At 33.7% G+C, this 20,990-nt stretch carries 15 protein-coding genes; 10 read left to right on the forward strand and 5 right to left on the reverse strand.

Annotated elements, in window-relative coordinates; all coding sequences use genetic code 11:
* Nucleotides 1–77: 77 nt before the first annotated feature.
* Together M4I21_RS07130 and M4I21_RS07135 are read right to left on the reverse strand one after the other, a co-directional pair.
* Nucleotides 78–428, reverse strand: coding sequence for a toxin-antitoxin system YwqK family antitoxin (locus tag M4I21_RS07130; RefSeq protein ID WP_249558425.1), 351 nt, complete (start codon nt 426–428; stop codon nt 78–80).
* Between the two features lie 210 nt (nt 429–638).
* Entirely contained in the window at nt 639–3,326 is a 2,688-nt protein-coding gene (locus M4I21_RS07135) for a TonB-dependent receptor (RefSeq protein WP_249558426.1), read from the reverse strand.
* 215 nt (nt 3,327–3,541) lie between these two features.
* Between M4I21_RS07135 and aspS the strand changes: the two genes are divergently transcribed.
* The 4 genes from aspS to M4I21_RS07155 all read left to right on the forward strand — a co-directional run bounded on the left by aspS (nt 3,542) and on the right by M4I21_RS07155 (nt 7,643).
* Nucleotides 3,542–5,293 carry an aspartate--tRNA ligase gene (gene aspS / locus M4I21_RS07140; protein WP_249558427.1) on the forward strand — a complete coding sequence of 584 codons (1,752 nt, stop codon included), beginning with the start codon at nt 3,542–3,544 and terminating at the stop codon, nt 5,291–5,293.
* A gap of 24 nt (nt 5,294–5,317) precedes the next feature.
* Complete coding sequence (locus tag M4I21_RS07145) at nt 5,318–7,105, forward strand: chloride channel protein (protein WP_249558428.1); 1,788 nt, start codon at nt 5,318–5,320, stop codon at nt 7,103–7,105.
* Between the two features lie 5 nt (nt 7,106–7,110).
* Nucleotides 7,111–7,365, forward strand: coding sequence for a hypothetical protein (locus tag M4I21_RS07150; RefSeq protein WP_349628850.1), 255 nt, complete (start codon nt 7,111–7,113; stop codon nt 7,363–7,365).
* Between the two features lie 86 nt (nt 7,366–7,451).
* Nucleotides 7,452–7,643, forward strand: a complete 192-nt coding sequence (locus M4I21_RS07155; RefSeq protein ID WP_249558429.1) for a cold-shock protein — start codon at nt 7,452–7,454, stop codon at nt 7,641–7,643.
* A 69-nt stretch (nt 7,644–7,712) separates the two neighbouring features.
* On the opposite strand, the gene M4I21_RS07160 is transcribed toward M4I21_RS07155, so the two are convergent.
* Nucleotides 7,713–8,162, reverse strand: a complete 450-nt coding sequence (locus tag M4I21_RS07160) for a nucleoside deaminase (protein ID WP_249558430.1) — start codon at nt 8,160–8,162, stop codon at nt 7,713–7,715.
* Between the two features lie 169 nt (nt 8,163–8,331).
* Here M4I21_RS07160 and M4I21_RS07165 point away from each other — a divergent pair, with 169 nt between their 5' ends.
* Nucleotides 8,332–10,101, forward strand: coding sequence for a 1-deoxy-D-xylulose-5-phosphate synthase (locus M4I21_RS07165; protein WP_249558431.1), 1,770 nt, complete (start codon nt 8,332–8,334; stop codon nt 10,099–10,101).
* A gap of 4 nt (nt 10,102–10,105) precedes the next feature.
* Nucleotides 10,106–11,206, forward strand: a complete 1,101-nt coding sequence (locus tag M4I21_RS07170) for a DUF3078 domain-containing protein (protein ID WP_249558432.1) — start codon at nt 10,106–10,108, stop codon at nt 11,204–11,206.
* Here M4I21_RS07170 and M4I21_RS07175 read toward each other — a convergent pair.
* A complete protein-coding gene (locus tag M4I21_RS07175; RefSeq protein ID WP_249558433.1) occupies nt 11,203–12,546 on the reverse strand; it encodes a deoxyguanosinetriphosphate triphosphohydrolase in 1,344 nt (447 codons plus the stop codon). The genes M4I21_RS07170 and M4I21_RS07175 overlap by 4 nt on opposite strands.
* Nucleotides 12,547–12,860: 314 nt before the next feature.
* Here M4I21_RS07175 and M4I21_RS07180 point away from each other — a divergent pair, with 314 nt between their 5' ends.
* From M4I21_RS07180 to M4I21_RS07190, 3 genes are all read left to right on the forward strand, one after another.
* The gene (locus M4I21_RS07180) at nt 12,861–14,066 is read left to right on the forward strand and encodes a porin (protein WP_249558434.1); all 1,206 of its coding nucleotides are present in this window, start codon (nt 12,861–12,863) and stop codon (nt 14,064–14,066) included.
* A gap of 75 nt (nt 14,067–14,141) precedes the next feature.
* Complete coding sequence (locus tag M4I21_RS07185) at nt 14,142–16,433, forward strand: inorganic phosphate transporter (protein WP_249558435.1); 2,292 nt, start codon at nt 14,142–14,144, stop codon at nt 16,431–16,433.
* Between the two features lie 119 nt (nt 16,434–16,552).
* Complete coding sequence (locus M4I21_RS07190; RefSeq protein WP_249558436.1) at nt 16,553–17,272, forward strand: DUF6503 family protein; 720 nt, start codon at nt 16,553–16,555, stop codon at nt 17,270–17,272.
* Between the two features lie 67 nt (nt 17,273–17,339).
* On the opposite strand, the gene M4I21_RS07195 is transcribed toward M4I21_RS07190, so the two are convergent.
* On the reverse strand, nt 17,340–19,796 hold the full coding sequence (locus tag M4I21_RS07195) for a zinc-dependent metalloprotease (protein ID WP_249558437.1): 2,457 nt from the start codon (nt 19,794–19,796) through the stop codon (nt 17,340–17,342).
* Between the two features lie 164 nt (nt 19,797–19,960).
* Between M4I21_RS07195 and M4I21_RS07200 the strand changes: the two genes are divergently transcribed.
* Entirely contained in the window at nt 19,961–20,989 is a 1,029-nt protein-coding gene (locus M4I21_RS07200; RefSeq protein ID WP_249558438.1) for a DUF3829 domain-containing protein, read from the forward strand.
* Nucleotide 20,990: the final 1 nt, after the last annotated feature.

The raw sequence follows: 20,990 nt of genomic DNA on the forward strand, positions 1-20,990 counted from the left end.
GAGCAGTTAGCTACAACTAAAAAATCCCAGTGTATTTAAATACACTGGGATTTTTTTATAACTAGTTTGGTGTGTTATTAGTTCTTTACTAATGTACCTTCACTTTTCCATTTTGTTACATTAGCAATTTTGCTGCCTTCAAAGTCAACTTCATTAAGTGCTGTGTCATTCCAAAAAAACCATTTACCAACTTTTTTTCCTTCAGCATAGTTTCCTTTTGCAACTTTTCTTCCTTCTACATTAAACATTGTCCATTCACCATCTAACTTACCGTCTAAAAAGTAACCAACTTGCGATACTTCTCCATTAGTATGGTAGTATGTAGCTTTTACTTTGTTGTTTTCTTTTTCAAAAACTGGTTTTGTATTTTGTGCATTAACTAGTGCTATAGAGAATATAAATGCGAATATTAGAGCTGTCTTTTTCATTATATGTAGGTTTTAATTATTATTTACTTAACATTAACGTTATAAATATACGTTTTATTTTACGATAAATACGCATTAAGTTAACATTAAATTTACATTACGAATATAAATTGCTCTTTTTCAGTAATTTAGTTATTTCGATTAATGGTGTTACGGTATAAAAAAAAGCGACCCTAGGGTCGCTTTTTAAAAAAGTAATAAGAAATTTTATTAGAATTGGTAGTTCATTCCTAAGCTAAAATTCATTCCAAATTGTCCTCCTTGTTGTACCTCAGAAGAGTATACAAATCTATTTCCGGCTTCGGCTGTATTTGTGGTAGCTAAAGTTTTGTCTGGATAAACATCAAATAGGTTATTTATAGTACCCGTAAAACTAAGCTTGTCTGTTATTTTGTAGCTTAGGTTTAAATCGGTAACCAACATTGAAGATAATTCTTGATCTATACCACCAGTTTCTGGAGCAGTAACGGTTACCTTACCAAAAAGAGTGTTATTTAGGCCAATATTAAATTTATCAGTATCATAATCCATTCCTAAGATAAATTTAGATTTAGGTCTAGAGTTTATAATTAAACCTTTTTCTTCTCTTGTAAAAATGTTGTATCCATTATCTGCAAGTACCTGTGGTGTGGCAACAGCATCAATAGTAGTTTTGTTTACGTTGGCAGCAAGGCTAATGTTAAATCTGCCTGCTTCACCCATATTTATACCTCTGTAGTTAAGTACAAAATCTGCACCTGTAGTTTTGGTATCTCCTGCGTTAATAAAATATTGTACCGCTACCACATTGTTGTCTATAAGAATTTGTTCTACAGGATTTATATCTTGTAATAACTCATCACCTTCTACATCACCATCAGCATCAGTATCTACATCTCCTGGATCTTGTTGGTAGCCTTGTTGAGAAGAGAATAAAACTCTATCATCTACTTGTATTTGGTAGAAATCTATAGAAGCAGAGAATTTAGGGTTAATTTTATATGTAAAGCCAGCAGAAATGTTTCTAGAAGTTTCAGCAAATAAACTTGGTACGCCTAAATCTTTAACGGCTTGGTTGTCATTCGCTAAAGTACCTTGTAATAATGGTTCAGAAGAACCAGGTACTATAATGTATTGACTGTTTGTTAGGTAACGTTGGTGTAATGTTGGGGCTCTAAAGCCAGTACTATAAGAACCTCTAATTGCTCCTTTGTCTCCTAATTTGTAACGTCCAAATACTTTCCAAGAGAAGTTATCTCCAAAATCAGAGAAATCTTCATATCTACCTGCAACACCTAAAAGTAACTCTTCTGTGATGTCAAAATCTAAACCAGCATAAAAAGCTAAATTGCTTCTATTCCATTTACCAGCTTCATCTGGTTTAATACCCGCAAAAGAATCTGCTCCTCCTTTATAGTAAGAAAGAGGGTTACCTTCTCTAGCTTCGTAGTATTCTTTTTTGTATTCTAAACCAAAAGAAGAAGATAGTTGATCTGAGTATACGTTAGCAAAGTCTAAGTTAAATACAACATTACTTAAGCTGTATCCACCTGGTTTAAAAGTTGTTGGAGAAGTTCCGTTATCTGCTAGATAATCTCTGTTTACAGAGTTGGTTATGGTGTAATCTACGCTGTTAGACCCATAAGTAACACTAGCATCTCCATTAAAAGAGTCAGTAATATCAAACTTAATACCTAAAGCGTTAATGTGGTCATCAATTTGTGCTTCAAAACTTGGTTGGTACCCAACAAAGTCTTCTGTTCTTGTTAAAAATTCAGAATCTGCAATATCTCTTCTCCAATAAGGAGCTCTGTAATACGCAAAACTACGTCCTTTTCTAGTTGAGTAACCGTGAAAAGAATACAGTTCAGCATTATCTCCCAATGGGTGTCCTAAGTTTACAAACAAGTCGCCTTTTTCCAAATCTGGTTGTCCAACGTGCATTCCTAATTCAGGATTATCAGTGGCCCACTGTGTTTCATAAGGTCTAGCATCAGCAGGTAAATCTGCAATACCTGGTGAACCTGCTCTGTTTGTAAGTTGTTGGTTGTAGTATCCTAATGTTAGGTTTATATAACCGCCATCTCCAAAGTTAAAAGAAGAATTCATATCTGCTGCAAAATTAAAACCATCACCTTCAGAGGTAATACCTGTTCTTGCAGATACTGTTGTGTATTTTGCATTCTTTTTTAATACCATGTTAATTACACCAGCAATGGCATCAGAACCATATTGTGCAGATGCACCATCTCTTAAAACTTCTACTCTTTCTATAGCAGCAGTTGGGATACTTTTTAAATCTACACCAACTTCACCTTTACCAGGTGTTCTGTTAAGGTATACTTGAGCACTTTGATTTTTACGTTTACCGTTTACTAAAACTAAAGTTCTACTAGGGCCTAATCCACGTAGATCTGCAGGATCGTAATGTGCGGTAGCATCAGAAATAGCTTGTGTTTGTGCGTTAAAAGAAGGTACTTTAAAGGTAAGCATTCTGTCTACCGTAGGTTTGCCACTACTAGTAAGTTCTGCTACGCCTATATTATCTATTGGCACAGGAGAATCTAGAATAGTCCTAGGTTTAGATCTGTTACCTGTTAATACCACTTCATCTAAAGCTAATCCTTCTTGCAAAGACATATTTACTTTTCCTGCAGCATTTACAGTCATTTCTTTAGTGTTAAAACCAACTGAAGAAAATATTAAGGTCGCCGGGAAACTTTGTGCCGTTATGGTGTAGTTGCCATCAAAATCGGTTGTAGTGCCCGTTGTAGTTCCTTTAATTACAATGTTTACTCCAGGTAAAACGTCATTGTTTTGGTCTGTAACTGTTCCGCTTATTTCACCCTGAGCCATAGCAAACAGTGGTGTTATAAGGAAAATTAAACCAAGTACTTTTCTTGATAAATAATTTTTCATTTAATTAAGTGTTTTATTAGTTATATGACAAGATAATAACATTTAAACGATAAAAGCAAATAAAAAATTAACAAACGTTAGTTTTTAACATACAAAAATTAAGTTTTTCTTTATAATATTTTTCTTACTAAACTCTCTGGTTTTTAATAGTGATATAGTTTTTAAGTTAATGAGATACTTTTATACCTTTGCTTTTTTAAACTTTAGCTAAAGAAATGTACAGAAGTCATAATTGTGGAGAATTAAATGCAGGCCATATTAACAAAGAGGTTACTCTTTCTGGTTGGGTGCAAAAATCAAGAGATAAGGGGTTTATTGTTTGGGTAGATATACGTGATAGATACGGAATTACTCAGTTGGTTTTTGATGAGGAACGTACAAGCAAAGAAATGTTAGAACGCGCTCAGAAATTAGGACGCGAATTTGTAATACAAGTTAAAGGTAAGGTAATTGAAAGGGCTTCTAAAAACCCTAATATGCCAACCGGCGAAATAGAGATTTTAGTTTCTGAGTTAACTATATTGAACAAGGCTTTAGTGCCACCATTTACTATTGAAGATGAAACTGACGGTGGTGAAGATGTACGTATGAAATATCGTTACTTAGATATTCGTAGAAATCCAGTTAAAAACAATCTTATTTTTAGAAGTAAGGTTTCTATGGAGGTTCGTAATTTTTTATCAGGTAACGGATTTATAGAAGTTGAAACTCCTTATTTAATAAAGTCTACTCCAGAAGGAGCAAGAGATTTTGTTGTGCCTAGTCGCATGAACGGGGGGCAGTTTTATGCGTTGCCACAATCTCCACAAACTTTTAAGCAATTGCTTATGGTTGGTGGTATGGATAAATATTTTCAAATTGTAAAATGTTTTAGAGATGAAGATTTGCGCGCAGATCGTCAGCCAGAGTTTACGCAGATAGATTGTGAAATGGCTTTTGTAGAGCAAGAAGATATTTTAAATATTTTTGAAGATTTAACACGTCACTTACTTAAAAATGTGAACGGTGTAGAGGTTGACAAATTTCCGCGTATGTTATATGATGATGCTATGCGTTTGTACGGGAATGACAAGCCAGACATTAGATTTGGAATGGAATTTGGCGAGCTTAATGATATTACACAACACAAAGATTTTAAGGTCTTTAATGATGCTGAATTAGTTGTTGGTATAGCTGTTCCAGGAGGTAATGCATATACAAGAAAAGAGATAGATAAATTAATAGATTGGGTAAAGCGTCCACAAGTTGGTGCTTTAGGTATGATTTATTCTCGTTGTAATGATGATGGTTCTTTTAAATCTTCTGTAGATAAATTTTATGATCAAGACGATCTTGCTAAATGGGCAGAAAGAACAGGGGCTAAATCAGGAGATTTAGTTTGTGTATTATCTGGATCTACAAATAAAGTGCGTGCACAATTAAGTGCTTTGCGTATGGAGCTAGCAACACGTTTAGGTTTACGTGATCCTAAAGTATTTGCTCCATTATGGGTTATAGATTTTCCTTTATTAGAGTTAGATGAAGAAACAGGTCATTACCATGCAATGCATCATCCATTTACGTCTCCAAAACCAGGTCAGTTAGAATTGTTAGATACAGACCCAGGAGCAGTAAAAGCTAATGCCTATGATTTAGTTTTAAATGGAAACGAAATAGGAGGTGGTTCTATACGTATACACGATAAAGAAACACAGGCTACAATGTTTAAGCATTTAGGCTTTACACCAGAAGAGGCAAAAGAACAGTTTGGCTTTTTAATGGATGCTTTTCAATATGGAGCGCCACCACATGGAGGTTTAGCTTTTGGTTTAGATAGATTAGTTTCTATTTTAGGCGGACAAGAAACTATTAGAGATTTTATTGCATTCCCTAAAAATAATAGTGGTAGAGATGTAATGATAGATGCTCCTGCTCAGTTAGGCCAAGAGCAACTAGATGAATTAAAATTACAGCTTAAAACAAAATAATTAAGAATATTAAAACACCGCGTAATGTTTAATAAAAAATTGCTTAAACGAATATTAGTCTGGAGAGCAAAACACATTACAAATAGGCAATTTATATACATTCTTAGTGTTATTGTAGGTATAACATCTGGTATTGGCGCAGTGTTGTTAAAAAATGCTACGCATTTTATACAACATGCTTTAGAAGGTAAGTTGGTGGCTAATTACCACCATGCATTTTATTTTTTATCGCCAATACTAGGTTTTTTCTTAGTATACCTATGTGTAAAATATATTATTAGAAATAAAGTTAGTCACGGTATACCATCTACTTTGTATGCTATTGCTAAGCGGAAGGGACTAATGAAGAGGTACCAAATGTTTGGTTCTTTAATTACAGCACCCATAACTGTTGGTTTTGGTGGTTCTGTTGGTTTAGAAGGGCCAACGGTAGCAACGGGAGCTGCAATAAGTTCTAACTTGTCTCGGTTTTTTCATTTAGACCAGACTACACGTAATTTACTTATTAGTTGTGCTGCGGCAGGTGCCCTCTCTTCAATATTTAAAGCGCCTATTGCAGCAATTGTTTTTGCTATAGAGGTTTTTAGTTTGGATCTTACCATAGCTTCTATGTTGCCTTTACTATTGGCATCGTTATCAGCAATAATTACTTCTTATTTTTTCTTTGGTGATGATGTATTACTTCCTTTTAAAATAGAAGATAAATTTGTTATTGCTGATGTGCCTTTTTATATGGCATTGGGTGTAGTAGCAGCTTTAGTTTCTATGTATTACACAGAAGTTTATGATCGTATTCAGCAATTTTTTGATAAAATAGAGTCGCCCATAAAACGTGTTTTAATCGGAGGTGTATCTATTGGTGTCTTGGTTTATTTTATTCCACCACTTTATGGTGAAGGTTTCGATGTTATAAATCACCTTATAGCAGGGCATCCAGAAAAAGCACTGGCAATTAACTCGCTACACTTAGATCTAGAAAATGTTTGGGTTATAATTGCACTTTTAGCCGGATTGGTCTTTTTTAAGGTTATCGCAGGTTCGCTGACTTTTGGAGCTGGTGGTGTAGGTGGTATTTTTGCCCCAACCTTGTTTATGGGCAGTATTATGGGGAACTGTTTTGCAAAGATTATTAATAATAGTGGTTTAGTTAATGACCCTGTGTCCGAGAGTAATTTTACACTTATTGGTATGGCCGGACTTATGGCTGGAGTACTGCATGCGCCATTAACTGCAATATTTCTTATTGCTGAGGTGACGGGTGGTTATGAGCTTTTTGTACCGTTAATGATTACTTCAACATTATCTTTTGGTATTACGAAGTACTTTTATCCGCATTCTGTATATACTATGGAACTTGGGCGTAAAGGGGAATTGTTAACCCATGACAAGGATCATGCGGTACTTACATTAATGGATATAGATACGGTTATAGAGACTAATTTTATTCCGTTAAATAAAAAAATGACTTTAGGTGATGTTGTACATAGTGCTATTGTTAAGTCTAATCGTAATATTTTTCCTGTTCTTGATAAAAAAGGACATGCGTTAGAAGGTATTCTACTTTTAGATGATATAAGAGACGTTATGTTTAAACAAGAACTTTACAAGACGCTAAAAGTAGCAGATTTTATGCGTAGTGTGCCAGATGTAATCGTTTATGAAGAGGATAATGTACAAGCGGTAATGAATAAGTTTCAACTTTCTGGCGCTTGGAATTTGCCTATAATTAAAGAAGGTAAGTATATTGGGTTTGTTTCTAAATCTAAATTGTTAACCGCTTACAGGAAAAAATTAATAGATTTTACAAAATAATAAGTATGATGAAATATAGTAGTGGTATAGTGGCGCTTATATCTATTGGTTTAATAATCTACGGTTTTACCTTATTAGAGACCAATGAGCTTGTAGCTCATAAATGTATTGGCTTTGGAACGGTTGGAATATTTTTTATAGCAATGCCTCTTTTTTTAATCAGAGTTAGTAAGGGAAAGAAGGTTAAAGATTACATGTTAAACGAAGAGAATATTAGAAAAATGCAAGGAAAGCACCTGGAAAAGACTAAGGATCAGTGATTTTATGTCGATTTTAAGTTCTGTTTACATTGCTCTAATTAAAATATGTTATATTTGAGTATTAACATTTTTTATAACTTATTTTAATGACTGGAACAGTAAAATTTTATAATGACTCTAAGGGATTTGGATTCATTACAAACGACGAAACAGGAAAAGATATTTTTGTTCATGCAACTTCATTGAACGGAACTGAATTAAACGAAGGTGACAAAGTAGAGTACGTAGAGGAAGAAGGAAGAAAAGGAGTGGTTGCTGGCCAAGTGCAAGTAATCTAATAAAGTATATTTATTTTGATTAAGAAAAAAGCCTTGCAATTTGCAAGGCTTTCTGTTTTATAGGCTTTTCTAATTTAAGTTTCGTTTTTGTATAAAGAAGCGCTTTAATAGGTCGGAAGCCTCTTTTTCTAGCAAGCCACCTGTCATTTTTGTTTTTGGGTGTAATTTTGTACCCATAGCTCCACAGCCCCTTTTAGGATCGTTTGCAGCATATACTATTTTAGAGATCTGACTCCAATATAACGCCCCTGCGCACATTTGGCAAGGTTCTAAGGTTACATATAGCGTGCAATTTTCTAAGTATTTTCCGCCTAAGAAATTTGCTGCAGATGTAATAGCTTGCATTTCTGCATGTGCAGTAACATCGTTTAGTTGTTCTGTTAAGTTGTGTGCTCTAGCAATTATTCTGTTGTCAATTACAATAACGGCGCCAACGGGCACTTCACCTTTATCAAAAGCTGCTTGTGCTTCTTCTAAAGCTTTTTTCATAAAGTAATTATCGTCAAAAGGATTTATCATAAAATCAAAAGTATAAAAATTAGCAACACCGCTTGTTATCTAATTCACGGTTTTTATCCACTTTTAAAAAACAAAATACATGCTTTATGTATAACAATTGGCTGTAAACGTATAACTCTTTACTTATTTCTTTATTTACTCATAAATACCATTTAAATTTGTTATTTAAATGACATATTTAGACAACATTACAACTCCTGAAGATTTGCGTAAAATACCTGCGCAAGACTTGCCTATTGTGGCGCAAGAGTTACGAGATTTTATTATTGATATAGTAGCAACTAAGGAAGGTCATTTAGGCGCTAGTTTGGGTGTTGTAGAGTTAACCATTGCATTGCATTATGTTTTTAATACACCTGTAGATAAGTTAATCTGGGATGTTGGTCATCAAGCATACGGACATAAAATACTAACAGGGAGAAAAGCTGTTTTTGATACCAATAGAAGACTAAATGGTATAAGTGGTTTTCCTAAAAGAGGAGAAAGTATATACGATGATTTTGGAACAGGACATAGTTCTACATCTATTTCTGCTATTTTAGGTATGGCAATTGCTTCCAAGTTAAAAGGCGAGACTATTAAACAGCATATTGCAGTAATTGGGGATGCGTCTATAGCTAGTGGTATGGCTTTTGAAGGTCTAAATCATGCGGGGGTTACAAATGCCAATGTATTAATAATTTTAAACGATAACGCTATTGGTATAGATCCAAGTGTTGGCGCTTTAAAACAATACCTTACCAATGTAAAAAAAGGTAAGGCAAAACAGGATAATATTTTTGAAGCTTTAAATTTTGATTATTCAGGTCCAATAGATGGTCATAACCTAACGAAACTTATAGCTGAGTTAGAACGATTAAAATCTGTTTCTGGACCTAAGTTTTTGCACATTATAACAACAAAGGGAAAAGGACTTAGAAAAGCGGAAGAGAACCAAGTTGTATATCACGCTCCAGGTAAATTTAATAAGCTTACGGGAGACTTATTGCCTAAAAGTAATGGTGATGGTATTCCAAAATATCAAGATGTTTTTGGGTTAACTATTGTAGAGTTAGCTAAAAAAAATAAGAATATTGTGGGTATTACACCCGCAATGCCAACAGGAAGTTCTTTAAAAATTATGATGGAAGAAATTCCGGATAGAGCTTTTGATGTTGGTATAGCAGAGCAACACGCAGTAACATTAGCAGCTGGTATGGTTGCAGAAGGTTTAATACCGTATTGTAATATATATTCTACTTTTTTACAGCGTGCTTATGACCAAGTTATACATGATGTAGCCTTGCAAAATTTACCAGTAATATTTTGTTTAGATAGAGCTGGGTTGGTTGGTGAGGATGGAGCTACACATCACGGAGTTTATGATTTGGCGTATTTACGTTGCATACCAAACTTAATAATATATGCTCCTATGAACGAGTTGGAGCTAAGGAATATAATGTATACAGCTCAATTAGGTTTGTCAAACCCAATTGCTATTAGATACCCTAGAGGAAGAGGTGTAACCAAAGATTGGAGGCAACCTTTTAAGAAAATTAAAATAGGAGAAGCACAAGAATTAAAAAAAGGCACAGAAATTGCGGTCTTGTCGGTTGGGCACATCGGTAATATGGTAGCGTCTGTTTTAGATAATTTGGGTAATGTTACAATTGGCCATATAAATATGGGTTTTGTTAAACCTTTAGATATTAGTAAATTAATGTCTATTTTTGACAATTACTCAAAAATTATTACTATTGAGGATGGCTGTAGAATAGGTGGTTTTGGAAGTGCAATTTTAGAGTTTGCAAACACCTATAATTTCGACAATAAAATAACAGTTTTGGGTATAGAGGATGTTTTTGTGCAGCACGGTAGTGTAGCGCAATTGCATGAGCTAAATAATATAGGAGAAAAAAGTTTTAGAAATTATATAGAATCATTGTATACTAATGAATAGGAATATGTTTAAAAGGGTGATTGTACTTTTGGTTTTGGTCTTCTGTTTTAAAAGTGTTAATGCGCAAGTTAGGAATCCTTTAGAAGTGGACTCGGTAAAAGTAGATACCACTATTGTTGGTACTATTGTGGTTAGAAGAAATCAAGATAAAATAAAGCAAATTCCAAGAGGGGTTAAGTTAGCTAACCCACGTATTACGTATGAAGCTAGCCCAAGAAAAGAAAAGTTCGATTGGTTTAAAATACCTTCTTTTTGGGATAAAACAAACCATTTTGGAGTTGCAATTAATGAAGTTGCTTTTGTTAATTGGAAAGCAGGTGGTAATAACTCTGTCTCCGCTATTGGTGATGTTAAGTTTGTTAGAAATTATAAGTTTAGATACGTACAATGGAACAATAGTTTGGATCTTAGATTTGGACTAAGTGCAATTGAGGGTGAAAAGCTTAGAAAGGCGGATGATGCCATACGTTTTAGTTCAACTTTTGCATATAGAAGAGATACTATAAGTAATTGGTATTATTCTGTTAAGGCTAATTTTAATTCGCAATTTGCGGATGGTTATAAATACCCAGACACGGAAAATCTAATTTCTAAATTTATGGCTCCTGGTTATCTATTTTTAGGTGTAGGTACATCGTATATCCCAGAAGGAAAAAAGTTTAATTTATATATTTCTCCAATAACTCAAAAAGCAACATTTGTTTTAGATGATAATTTGGCAAATTCGGGTGCTTTTGGTGTTGAAAAAGCAGAAAGGGATGCTGATGGAAACATTACTAAAAAAGGGGAGAAATCATTAATGGAGCTAGGCTTCTTGGTAACTAATACTTGGAAAACAGAAATATATACAAATATGACATTGGAGCATGAGGTGTCTTTGTATACAGATTACCTTAATAGTTTTGGCAATGTAGATGTAGATTGGGAGCTACGACTTGGTATGAAAGTAAACGAGTATGTAAAAGCAACCATTGGCACCAATTTGTTATATGATGATGATATACTTTTTGATGAAGTGGTGACAGATGGCGTAGTAACTACACGCGGAAGGCCTAAAATACAGTTTAAGCAATTACTTGGTGTAGGTTTATCTTATGATTTTTAAAGTTGTTTACCCATAATCTTATTATGTATGTGTACTGCACTACTGTCTGATAGACTTGCAACATAACAGCACGTATTTAATAAAATAGAATACAAAGATCCATTTATTTTTTGATAACTTTCTGGTAGTGTTTGTAGTATTATTTTGTCGTAATTAGAGGCTGTACCGTCTGCTGTTTTTACTAATGCATTTGCGTAAACATCTAATATATCTGATATTATTTTGTAACCTGCTATTTCTTTTTCTATTACCTCTTGTGACTTATACACTTTAGATATGCTTAAAGAGATAATATCTTTTATCTGGGCAATGTAACTGCTTTTGTCTAATAATGAAACGCTAAAAGAACCGTCTAAAATAGCTTCTTCGTTTTCTAAGAAAATGGCAACAGCATCTGTTATTAATGTGTTTATAGCAAGAGCTCTTAAATAACTAAGACGATCTTGCATATAGAGCATTTCGTTGTATTTTTTAGTGTTAATTTTGTCTTTAACCAGTTTTATTAGATATTCTAAAGCGTAGTCTTCAGATATTAACCCAAGGTTAATGCCGTCTTCAAAATCTATTATTGTATAACAAATGTCATCTGCCGCTTCAACTAAATGAGTAAGTGGGTGTCTAGAGAATGAAATGTCTTTACCATCGCGAGTTTGCAAGAGGCCAAGTTCTTCTGCTACTTCTGCAAAGAATTCCTTTTCAGTCTGAAAAAAACCAAACTTTTTGTCTGCAATATGTTTTGTTGGCTTCTTTGGTAATGACTCTTTTGGGTATTTCATAAACGTACCTAGTGTAGCGTAACTTAGACGTAAACCGCCTTCTGCGCCAACTCTAGACTCGGTTAAAAGCTTAAATCCGTTTGCATTACCTTCAAAATCTATAATATCTTGGTATTCTTTAGCAGAAAGTTGGTCCTTGTATTTTTGTCCGTTTCCTGTTTTAAAATATTCGCCTATCGCTTTTTCTCCACTATGCCCAAATGGTGGGTTACCAATATCATGCGCAAGAGATGCAACAGCTACAATAGCGCCAAAATCGTTGTAATGATATCCGTGAACTTCTTTTAAGTGCGGATGTTTTTCTAGTATTTGTTTGCCAACAATACGACCTAAACTACGGCCAACAACAGAAACTTCTAAACTATGCGTAAGTCTGGTGTGTATAAAATCTGTTTTAGAAAGTGGTATAACTTGGGTTTTGTCTTGCAAACTTCTAAAAGAAGAAGAGAATATAACACGGTCATAATCAACTTCAAAGCCTAAACGAGTTTCGTCTTGCTCTTTGCGTAACCTTTTGTTGGTGTCTCCAAATCGTTTTAAAGATAATAATTGTTCCCAGTTCATGCTGCGTAATTTAGAGTTGCAAGATACTTAAATAGCTTTTTAATAAAGTGTAGAGCATTAAAAAAAACAAACCAATTCTTAATGATTACTTAAAGATAAGGTTACAGTAGTTTTAAGTTTAAAGCTTTTATTTGTGTTTACTGGATTACATATCATTAGATATTGGTTTTTGTCGACTTATCTTCAAAATTATGTTTCCAATGGCTGCCTCTACTAAGGGGCAGCTTTTTAGTATAGTTATTTCAAAGATAATATTATAGAAACATTAACTTAACATTAAGATTGGTTATTTGCAATGACAAAAATCAATACTTATGAAAGTTAAGTTTATAATCCTTGGGTTATTCTTATGCGTTTCTGCGTCTTCGTTGGCACAAGAAACAAATGCGCCTAAATTTGGGAAAGGTATATTAAACCTTGTAGGGCAAGATAGTACTTGGACTATGAAGGTGGCTGCGCGTATGCAATTTTTAGGAATAGGGCAGTGGGGAGAAAACGAACAAGGAAATTTAGCTTCTGTTGGTTCTAATTTTTTAGTAAGAAGAGCAAGGTTAAAATTTAATGGATTTGCCTATTCTCCTAAATTTAAATATAAGATAGAGTTAGGACTATCTAACCGAGATATTTCTGGGGCATCTGAGTTTACACACGATGCGCCGCGTTATATTTTAGATGCTTTTGTAATGTGGAATTTTCATAAAAATTTTGAATTATGGATTGGGCAAACTAAACTTCCTGGTAATATAGAGCGCGTTGTATCTTCAGCTAATCTTCAGATGGTAGATAGATCTTTATTAAATAATAGATTTACAATAGATAGAGATATGGGTGTGCAACTACGACATAAGTTCAATATTTCAGAAAAATTTATAGTAAAAGAAGTTTTGGCGATATCGCAAGGGGAAGGACGTAATGTCACTAAGGGTAATTTAGGTGGATACCAATATACTGCTCGAATAGATTTTTTGCCTTTTGGAAGCTTTACGGGTAATACGGAGTTTGTTGGAAGCGATTTAAAAAGAGAAGTAAAACCAAAATTAATGATTGGTGCTGCTTATGATTTTAATAATAATGCGGTTAAAACAAGAAGTAATCAAGGAAGTTATATGTTTACGGATACGGGTTTTTATGAGACAGATGTAAAAACGTTATATATAAACTCTATTTTTAAGTATAATGGATTCTCTTTTATGGGCGAATTTGCAGATCGAAATGCAGGTAATGCTGTAGCAAGGAATGAAGATGGTACAGCTACAGGGGATATTGTGCAAGTTGGATATGGTTTAAACGTAATGTCTGGCTACTTATTTAAAAACAATTGGGAAGTGTCTGGTAGATACACGTCAGTTGAGCTAGATAAAAGTATTACAAATAAAAATAAAGAAACTCAATATACATTGGGAGTATCTAAGTATATTGTGGGGCATAAGCTAAAGGTGCAAACAGATGCTACTTATTTAAATGAAATTAATGGTCCAGAAGGACTTATATATAGACTACAATTAGAGGTTCATTTTTAATCAAAAAAAATAACCTTAACATAACGTTAGACAGTTTAAAACAAAGCATATTTGCAAATTGAATTTTTATAAATTATGGAGAGTAATATTTATTTAATAATGATCATAGCTTTAGCTGTTTTGGCTATTGCAGATCTTGTGGTTGGTGTTAGTAATGACGCAGTCAACTTTTTAAATTCAGCTATAGGATCTAAAGCTATTTCTTTTAAGACTATAATGATTGTTGCCAGTGTAGGTATTGCCTGTGGAGCTATATTTTCTAGTGGAATGATGGAGGTTGCTAGAAAAGGTATTTTTAATCCAAGTGAGTTTTACTTTAATGAAATTATGTTCATTTTTATGGCCGTAATGATTACTGATATACTGCTGTTAGACTTTTTTAATACCTTGGGTATGCCTACGTCTACAACGGTTTCTATTGTTTTTGAGTTGTTAGGAGCTGCTGTTGCAATGGCATTAATTAAAATATTACAAGCAGGAGGTAGTGTATCAGACGTAGTAAATTATATTAATACTTCTAAAGCTACAGAAATTATAGTAGGTATTCTCCTCTCTGTCGTCATTGCCTTTTCAGTAGGTGCAATGGTGCAATGGTTTTCTCGTTTGCTTCTGTCTTATGATTTTCAAAGAAAAGCAAAATGGGTAGGTGCAGTTTTTGGTGGTATTGGGTTATCTGCTATTACGTACTTTATTTTTATGAAAGGAATTAAAGGGACTGCTTTTGCGGGTGAGAGTATAGACTTTATTGGTGATATGACTATTAAGCACTTTTTGGAGGTTAAATGGTTTCCTATAGTGCTTGTAAATTTTGTTATCTGGTTTGTGGTATCCTATATATTAACTGTTTTTGCTAAGCTTAATATTTACAAAATAATTATAGGAGTTGGTACTTTTGCACTGGCATTAGCTTTTGCAGGGAACGACTTAGTAAACTTTATAGGTGTGCCAATTGCTGCATACCAATCTTACACAGAGTGGTCTGCTTCAGGTGTTGAAGCCTCGGCATTTAGTATGTCTATATTGACAGAAAAAGTGCCTACACCAACCTTGTTATTATTTATTTCAGGGATGATTATGGTAGCAACATTGTGGTTTTCTAAAAAAGCACGCTACGTTGCGGAAACTGAAATTAATTTATCTAGGGAAGGTGAAGGTAAAGAACGTTTTGAGCCAAACTTTTTATCTAGAGGAATTGTTAGAATAGGAATGGCTATTTCTGCATACACATCATCTGTAGTACCTAAATCTATTTCAGTTAAGGTAGAAGAGAGGTTTCAAAAGCCACAAATAGCGCTTGCTAAAGACAAGACATATGATATGCCTGCTTTTGATATGGTAAGAGCCGCTGTTAACTTAGTCGTTGCTGGTATATTAATATCTGTGGCAACATCATTTAAATTGCCACTATCTACTACATACGTAACTTTTATGGTTGCTATGGGTACTTCATTAGCGGATAGAGCTTGGGGTGCAGAAAGTGCTGTATATAGAGTGGCTGGTGTTTTAAATGTTATTGGCGGATGGTTTGGTACTGCAATTATTGCATTTACGGCTTCTGGTATAATATTAACCTTGATTAACTTTGGAACAGGTGCAGCAATTGCAATACTATTGTTTGTAGCAATATTGTTATTGGCAAGAAACTATATCTCTTACAATAAAAAGTCTAAAGAAATTAAGGCGGAAGATAGTTTAAGAAGAGCAGAAAGTAGTTCTATACAAGGAGTTATAGTTGAAAGTGCTAAGAATACAGCGAATGTTGTTAAAAGAACAAATAAAATATATACTAACGCCATAGATGGTTTGGCTAAACAAAATCTAGATATTCTTAAAAAGAATAAAAAGGGTGTTGTAAAGTTAACAGATGAGGTAGACGATTTAAGAGATCATATTTTTTACTTTATTAAAAATCTAGATGATGCAAGTGTAGGTGCTAGTAATTTTTATATTAATATTTTAGGCTCGTTACAAGATATGACTCAGTCATTAGAATATATTACTAAGATATCATACAAGCACATTAACAATAATCATAAGAAATTAAAATACAATCAAATTAAAGAATTAAAAGAAATAGATTACAAGCTAGAGCATATTTTTAATGAAACTCAGACTGCTTTTGAAAATCATTCTTTTGATAAAATTGGAGCTATTTTAAGTGAGAAAGATGAGTTGTTTGCATTATTATCACAAAAAATACAAAAGCAAGTAGAGCGTACTAGAACAGAAGAATCTAGTCCAAAGAATACTACGCTTTATTTCTCTCTACTGCTAGAGACAAAAGATTTAATGACGGCTACAATGACCATGTTAGAGTTGTATTACAATGAGCACGACAGTAGTGTGCCACCAGCAACAATATCATAAGTAGTTAAAGGATAAATAAAAAGCCCAGCACTAAGTGCTGGGCTTTTTTGTTAAAGGCAGTAAAAAATACTTTTTTATACATAAAGCTTTTATTGTAAATTGAAGAAAAATATAATTAAATGATAAATAGATTTTTACTGTTGTTTTTATGCCTTTTTACCTTTGTAGGTGTGTCGGCGCAAGATATTAGCGCTTCAGAATTTTTAAATACGGTAATTGCGCGTCATGATCCAGGTAATAATTGGGAATCTTTTAAAGGAGATTTAGTGGTTACTATGAGTACGCCAAATAAAGAAGATCGCGTTACAGATCTGCATATAGACTTGCCAGCAAGCACCTTTGTTTTGTCTAATGTTGTAAAGGGAAAGAAACACACAACGAAGGTTGTTAAGGATAGTGTTAGCTTTTTTGTTTACGATAAAGAGATTAAGGATAAGGAAGAGCAAAAAACGCTCAAGTTTAACAAAGAACGTGCGCTCTTTATGAGAAACTATTATACATATTTGTATGGTTTGCCAATGAAATTAAAGGATAACGGTACCATTATAGATCCAAAAGTAGTATCTAGAAAATTTAAAGGAAAAGGTACATGGTATAATGTTATAAAGGTCACGTACAATAAGGAAGTAGGCAAAGACACTTGGTACTTTTATTTTAATCCAAAATCATTAGATATGGAAATCTATCAGTTTTTTCATGATGAGTCTAAAAACGATGGTGAATACATTATGCTGTCTAATACAGAAATTATAAATGGCGTAAGAATGCCTGCAATTAGAGCTTGGTATACCAATAAGGAAGATAAACTTTTAGGTACAGATGTTTTAACTGCTAAATAAAAAAGAAGGGTAATAAAAAAGCACAATCTTTGGTAAGATTGCGCTTTTTTTTGTTTTGTAATGACTCTTATTTAGGGTCTAATGCTTGCTCTATTTTTGCAATTGCATCTTCATAATGGTAACGAGTTATTGTGTTCACGTTTCCATTTTTAGCAAGTTTTAATTTAGAACGTAATGTTTTTAATTCACCACGAACCAAAGCGCTAACATCAGATGTTGAGACATCAAAACTAGATCTTCTGTCATTTTCAGCAGTTAATAAAGCTTCCATACGTTCTATGTATGTGCGTTGTATGTTTCTGCGGTAAATATCCGCACTTTTACCTGTGTATGCTTCTTTCCAGATACCTTTGCGTAAATCTGAAAGCATTTCTAATGCGCTATAGTACGTTTTGCTCGTAGTTTCTGCATCTAATAAACGTCCAATGCGGTCTGCATTTAAAAGGCTTCCTAAGTGTCTAGCTTGCACTTTGCGTAGGTTTTCTGGATAACCAGCATAATCTATGTTTTGTAAAATACTATTATCTACTAACCAAGACTGAGTGCTAAACACATTGTCTTGTAGCCATTGCATAGATTTTTTTTGTTTTGCTTTGCTTAAAGGTGTGTAAATAGATCCTTCTTGTTCTGGTGTTTTTAAGTTTTCAAAAACGCCGCCAATATTAGTTACTACGTGTCCAGTATATCTGCTATATACGCTTAATAATTCGCCGTATAATTCCTCTAGGTCATCATAATTATTTGTTTGGTCAGATGTCCAACTACTAAGATTATTTGCCACATACTTTAAGTTTTTAACTCCGTAAGTACTCGCTTTTACGGGGTCGTCTCCTAAACCTTCGGTTTGCGACTGAGGATCAAAACTACTAGACTGCTTTCCAAATTTATAAATAGGATCATTTGCTTTTTCTAAAACCCATTTGTTTAGTGTTGCAACTTCTGCTTCTGCAGAGTTAGCTGCTAAATAACGGTAACCCCAGTTGGTTACGTAATGGTCGTATGGTCCCATTTGTCTAATAAAACGAATTCCTTTGTCTCCTGGTTGTGCTATGTAATTGTAACGAGCATAATCCATAATACTAGCAGCAATACCATTTTTTTGTGTAAACTCTCCGTTTCGTAAAGAATCTACAGGGTATGCGTAACTAGCAGCCATATTGTGAGGAAAACCCAATGCGTGTCCTACTTCATGGGCAATTACCATTCGCATCATATCTCCTATTTCTTTTGGCGCTGTTTTAAGAGTTCTAGCACTTGGGTTAGCAGCTCCAGTTTCTAGTAGGTATCTGTTTCTATAGCTACGCAAGTGGTTGTGGTACCAAATAATATCACTTTCTATAATTTCTCCACTTCTAGGGTCAGACACACTTGGTCCTACAGCATTTCTTGTTGTGCTGGCTACATAGCGTATCATAGAATATCTAATGTCTTCTGGGCTAAATTCAGGATCTTCTTCTGGAGTAGGAGCATCGCGAGCAATAATTGCGTTTTTAAAACCTGCAGTTTCAAAAGGTTTTTGCCAATCTTCTATACCTTGCTTAATATATTCTTTTAAGTTTTCAGGAGTACCTGGATCTAAATAGTAAACTATAGGTTTAACAGGTTCTACTAATTCTCCTCTTGCGTATGCAGCAGGGTCCTTAGGTTCTAATCTCCAACGGCGTATATATGTTTTTTCATCTGCCTTTAATTCATCGCTACCAAAATCAAACTGACTAACAGTAAAGAATCCAACTCTAGGATCAAAAATACGTGGTTGCATTGGTTGTTCTGGTAATAAAATCATAGACTGGTTCATCTGCAAGCTAATAGATTCTGTAGACCTTAAAGTAGACGGTTCAGATGCAGAATAGGTAAAATCTTGTTTTACTTCTATGTTTTCAGGAAAACTCCTAACGCTGTTTATAAAACTACGTTGCGGGTCTAACCTTTTTACTTTGTATGTTTTTCTTAGTCTACTAGATAATCCGCTTATTGCAGGTACATCTGTACTAAATAAGGTAGTTACATCGATAACAACGCTAGTAGAATCTGTACTAAAAGCTTCAATATCAAAAGCAAATAAAGTAGGTTCGTAATTGTTAACACGTACAGATGCGCTAATAGCTTTGGTGCTGTCTGCAATGTTGTTGTACGATTTTACTTTTAATAATATCTTGTCTTGAAAACGTACCCAATGTACCATTTGTTCATTGGTCTTAGAGCCGGCATTCATATAACCGCCGCCTAAACCAGTTGGTATTTGCGAAATTCTGGTAACCCAAAGCATATCTTTTTCTAGCCTGTTAAAAGGAATTTCGTAAAAGTATTTTTTAGCGACCTTATGTACTTTAAAAAGTCCTTCATCTGTAACAGCATCTTTGGTTACTACGTCACTATAGTTTTTAATGTCTCCTTTTTTGGTTTTCTTAGCAGGAGCTACTTGTTCTGTTTTGCCTTTTTTAGATTTTTTCCTTTTTTGGGCAGAAATGCTTTGAGCAGACAAGAAGGTGACTGCTAAGCTAAATAAAAGTATTTTTTTCATTAGTGGTTTGTTAGCTTCACAAGATAATAAATGTATAATGGGGAATTTGTTAGTGAAAAGTTAATAAATAGCAGAATTGTTTATAATAACCTAAATTATCACGGTAAGTCGTGATAGTTAACGCAATAACTTTGTTTATTTTTGCACGACACTAAAAAAAAAATATGAAGAACTACCTTGTACATACCTATTTAATTGCTTTTGTTTTTGTGAGCTGCAAAGATGTAAAGCAAAAAGAGGAGGACAAGGAGTTGCATACATTTACAAGCTCTTTAGAGCCTTTTTCTTCTAAAGAGAAAAATATTAAGGTTGTAGATGAAGAGGTTTTTTATAATTCTACTGCATTTGTAGCAAAATACAATACGTACATAGATTTTTTTAATACCTATGATGATAAAGTTCGTAAGTCTTATGCTAATTACCTAAGTTGGCAAAGTCTTAGTGATGAACTTAAAAGAAGCAACAAGCTTATAGGTAAAATAAGATTGCCTTTAAAGCCTTTAAACCTGCTAAAATCTGCTATTGTTCAAAAACCAGCAATAAAAAAGGTTGATGCTAATATGCTTATGGTTTATAGAACATCAGAAATTTTAAATAAAGAAATTAATAATTTAGAGACTTTTTTTAATAAAGACAAATCACAAGAAATAGATTTAAATTCTAGCCAAAAAGCCAAAATTAGTTTGTTAGAGGCTTATAGAAATTACTTTGTAGCTTTTGATACTATGTCTGTAGCTTTTTATAGATTACAAGACAATGTAGAGAAGTATGAAAAAGATAAGTATAAAGCACAAGAACTTGTTGTGCAATACAATCTTTTTACTGCAATAAACGCTACAGAGGCTATTTTAAATGAAATAGGAGGTAGAGATGTAGATCAGTTATTGACGTTGGAGTTTGGTCTTATAAATGAAAAAATAAAAGAACTTAGAAGCGCTTATGTAGCCTTGGAAGATTTAAAAAGTAATCAAGATTTAATAGTAAAAGAATTTGGTAAACCAATGCCTGTTATCTCTAAGTTTAGTAGTCATCTTGGTAACATACTTCAAGGTTTAACTAGTTTAAAACTACGTATTGCGAATAACGATTTTGATTATGGGGATGCGCATCCAGAAGTTGCGGCAGAAGGGTCACCTCTTAAATTAGAGTTAGAATTTATAGCAATGGTTAATGAATACAGAAGTATTAATTAAG

Origin of the sequence: Cellulophaga sp. 20_2_10, assembly GCF_023476645.1 — a bacterium.
Taxonomy (GTDB): domain Bacteria; phylum Bacteroidota; class Bacteroidia; order Flavobacteriales; family Flavobacteriaceae; genus Cellulophaga.

Coding starts and splice junctions, on each gene's coding strand:
- M4I21_RS07130 (WP_249558425.1), bottom strand. CDS start 428: ATGAAAAAGACAGCTCTAATATTCGCATTTATATTCTCTATAGCACTA.
- M4I21_RS07135 (WP_249558426.1), bottom strand. CDS start 3,326: ATGAAAAATTATTTATCAAGAAAAGTACTTGGTTTAATTTTCCTTATA.
- aspS (WP_249558427.1), top strand. CDS start 3,542: ATGTACAGAAGTCATAATTGTGGAGAATTAAATGCAGGCCATATTAAC.
- M4I21_RS07145 (WP_249558428.1), top strand. CDS start 5,318: ATGTTTAATAAAAAATTGCTTAAACGAATATTAGTCTGGAGAGCAAAA.
- M4I21_RS07150 (WP_349628850.1), top strand. CDS start 7,111: ATGATGAAATATAGTAGTGGTATAGTGGCGCTTATATCTATTGGTTTA.
- M4I21_RS07155 (WP_249558429.1), top strand. CDS start 7,452: ATGACTGGAACAGTAAAATTTTATAATGACTCTAAGGGATTTGGATTC.
- M4I21_RS07160 (WP_249558430.1), bottom strand. CDS start 8,162: ATGATAAATCCTTTTGACGATAATTACTTTATGAAAAAAGCTTTAGAA.
- M4I21_RS07165 (WP_249558431.1), top strand. CDS start 8,332: ATGACATATTTAGACAACATTACAACTCCTGAAGATTTGCGTAAAATA.
- M4I21_RS07170 (WP_249558432.1), top strand. CDS start 10,106: ATGTTTAAAAGGGTGATTGTACTTTTGGTTTTGGTCTTCTGTTTTAAA.
- M4I21_RS07175 (WP_249558433.1), bottom strand. CDS start 12,546: ATGAACTGGGAACAATTATTATCTTTAAAACGATTTGGAGACACCAAC.
- M4I21_RS07180 (WP_249558434.1), top strand. CDS start 12,861: ATGAAAGTTAAGTTTATAATCCTTGGGTTATTCTTATGCGTTTCTGCG.
- M4I21_RS07185 (WP_249558435.1), top strand. CDS start 14,142: ATGGAGAGTAATATTTATTTAATAATGATCATAGCTTTAGCTGTTTTG.
- M4I21_RS07190 (WP_249558436.1), top strand. CDS start 16,553: ATGATAAATAGATTTTTACTGTTGTTTTTATGCCTTTTTACCTTTGTA.
- M4I21_RS07195 (WP_249558437.1), bottom strand. CDS start 19,796: ATGAAAAAAATACTTTTATTTAGCTTAGCAGTCACCTTCTTGTCTGCT.
- M4I21_RS07200 (WP_249558438.1), top strand. CDS start 19,961: ATGAAGAACTACCTTGTACATACCTATTTAATTGCTTTTGTTTTTGTG.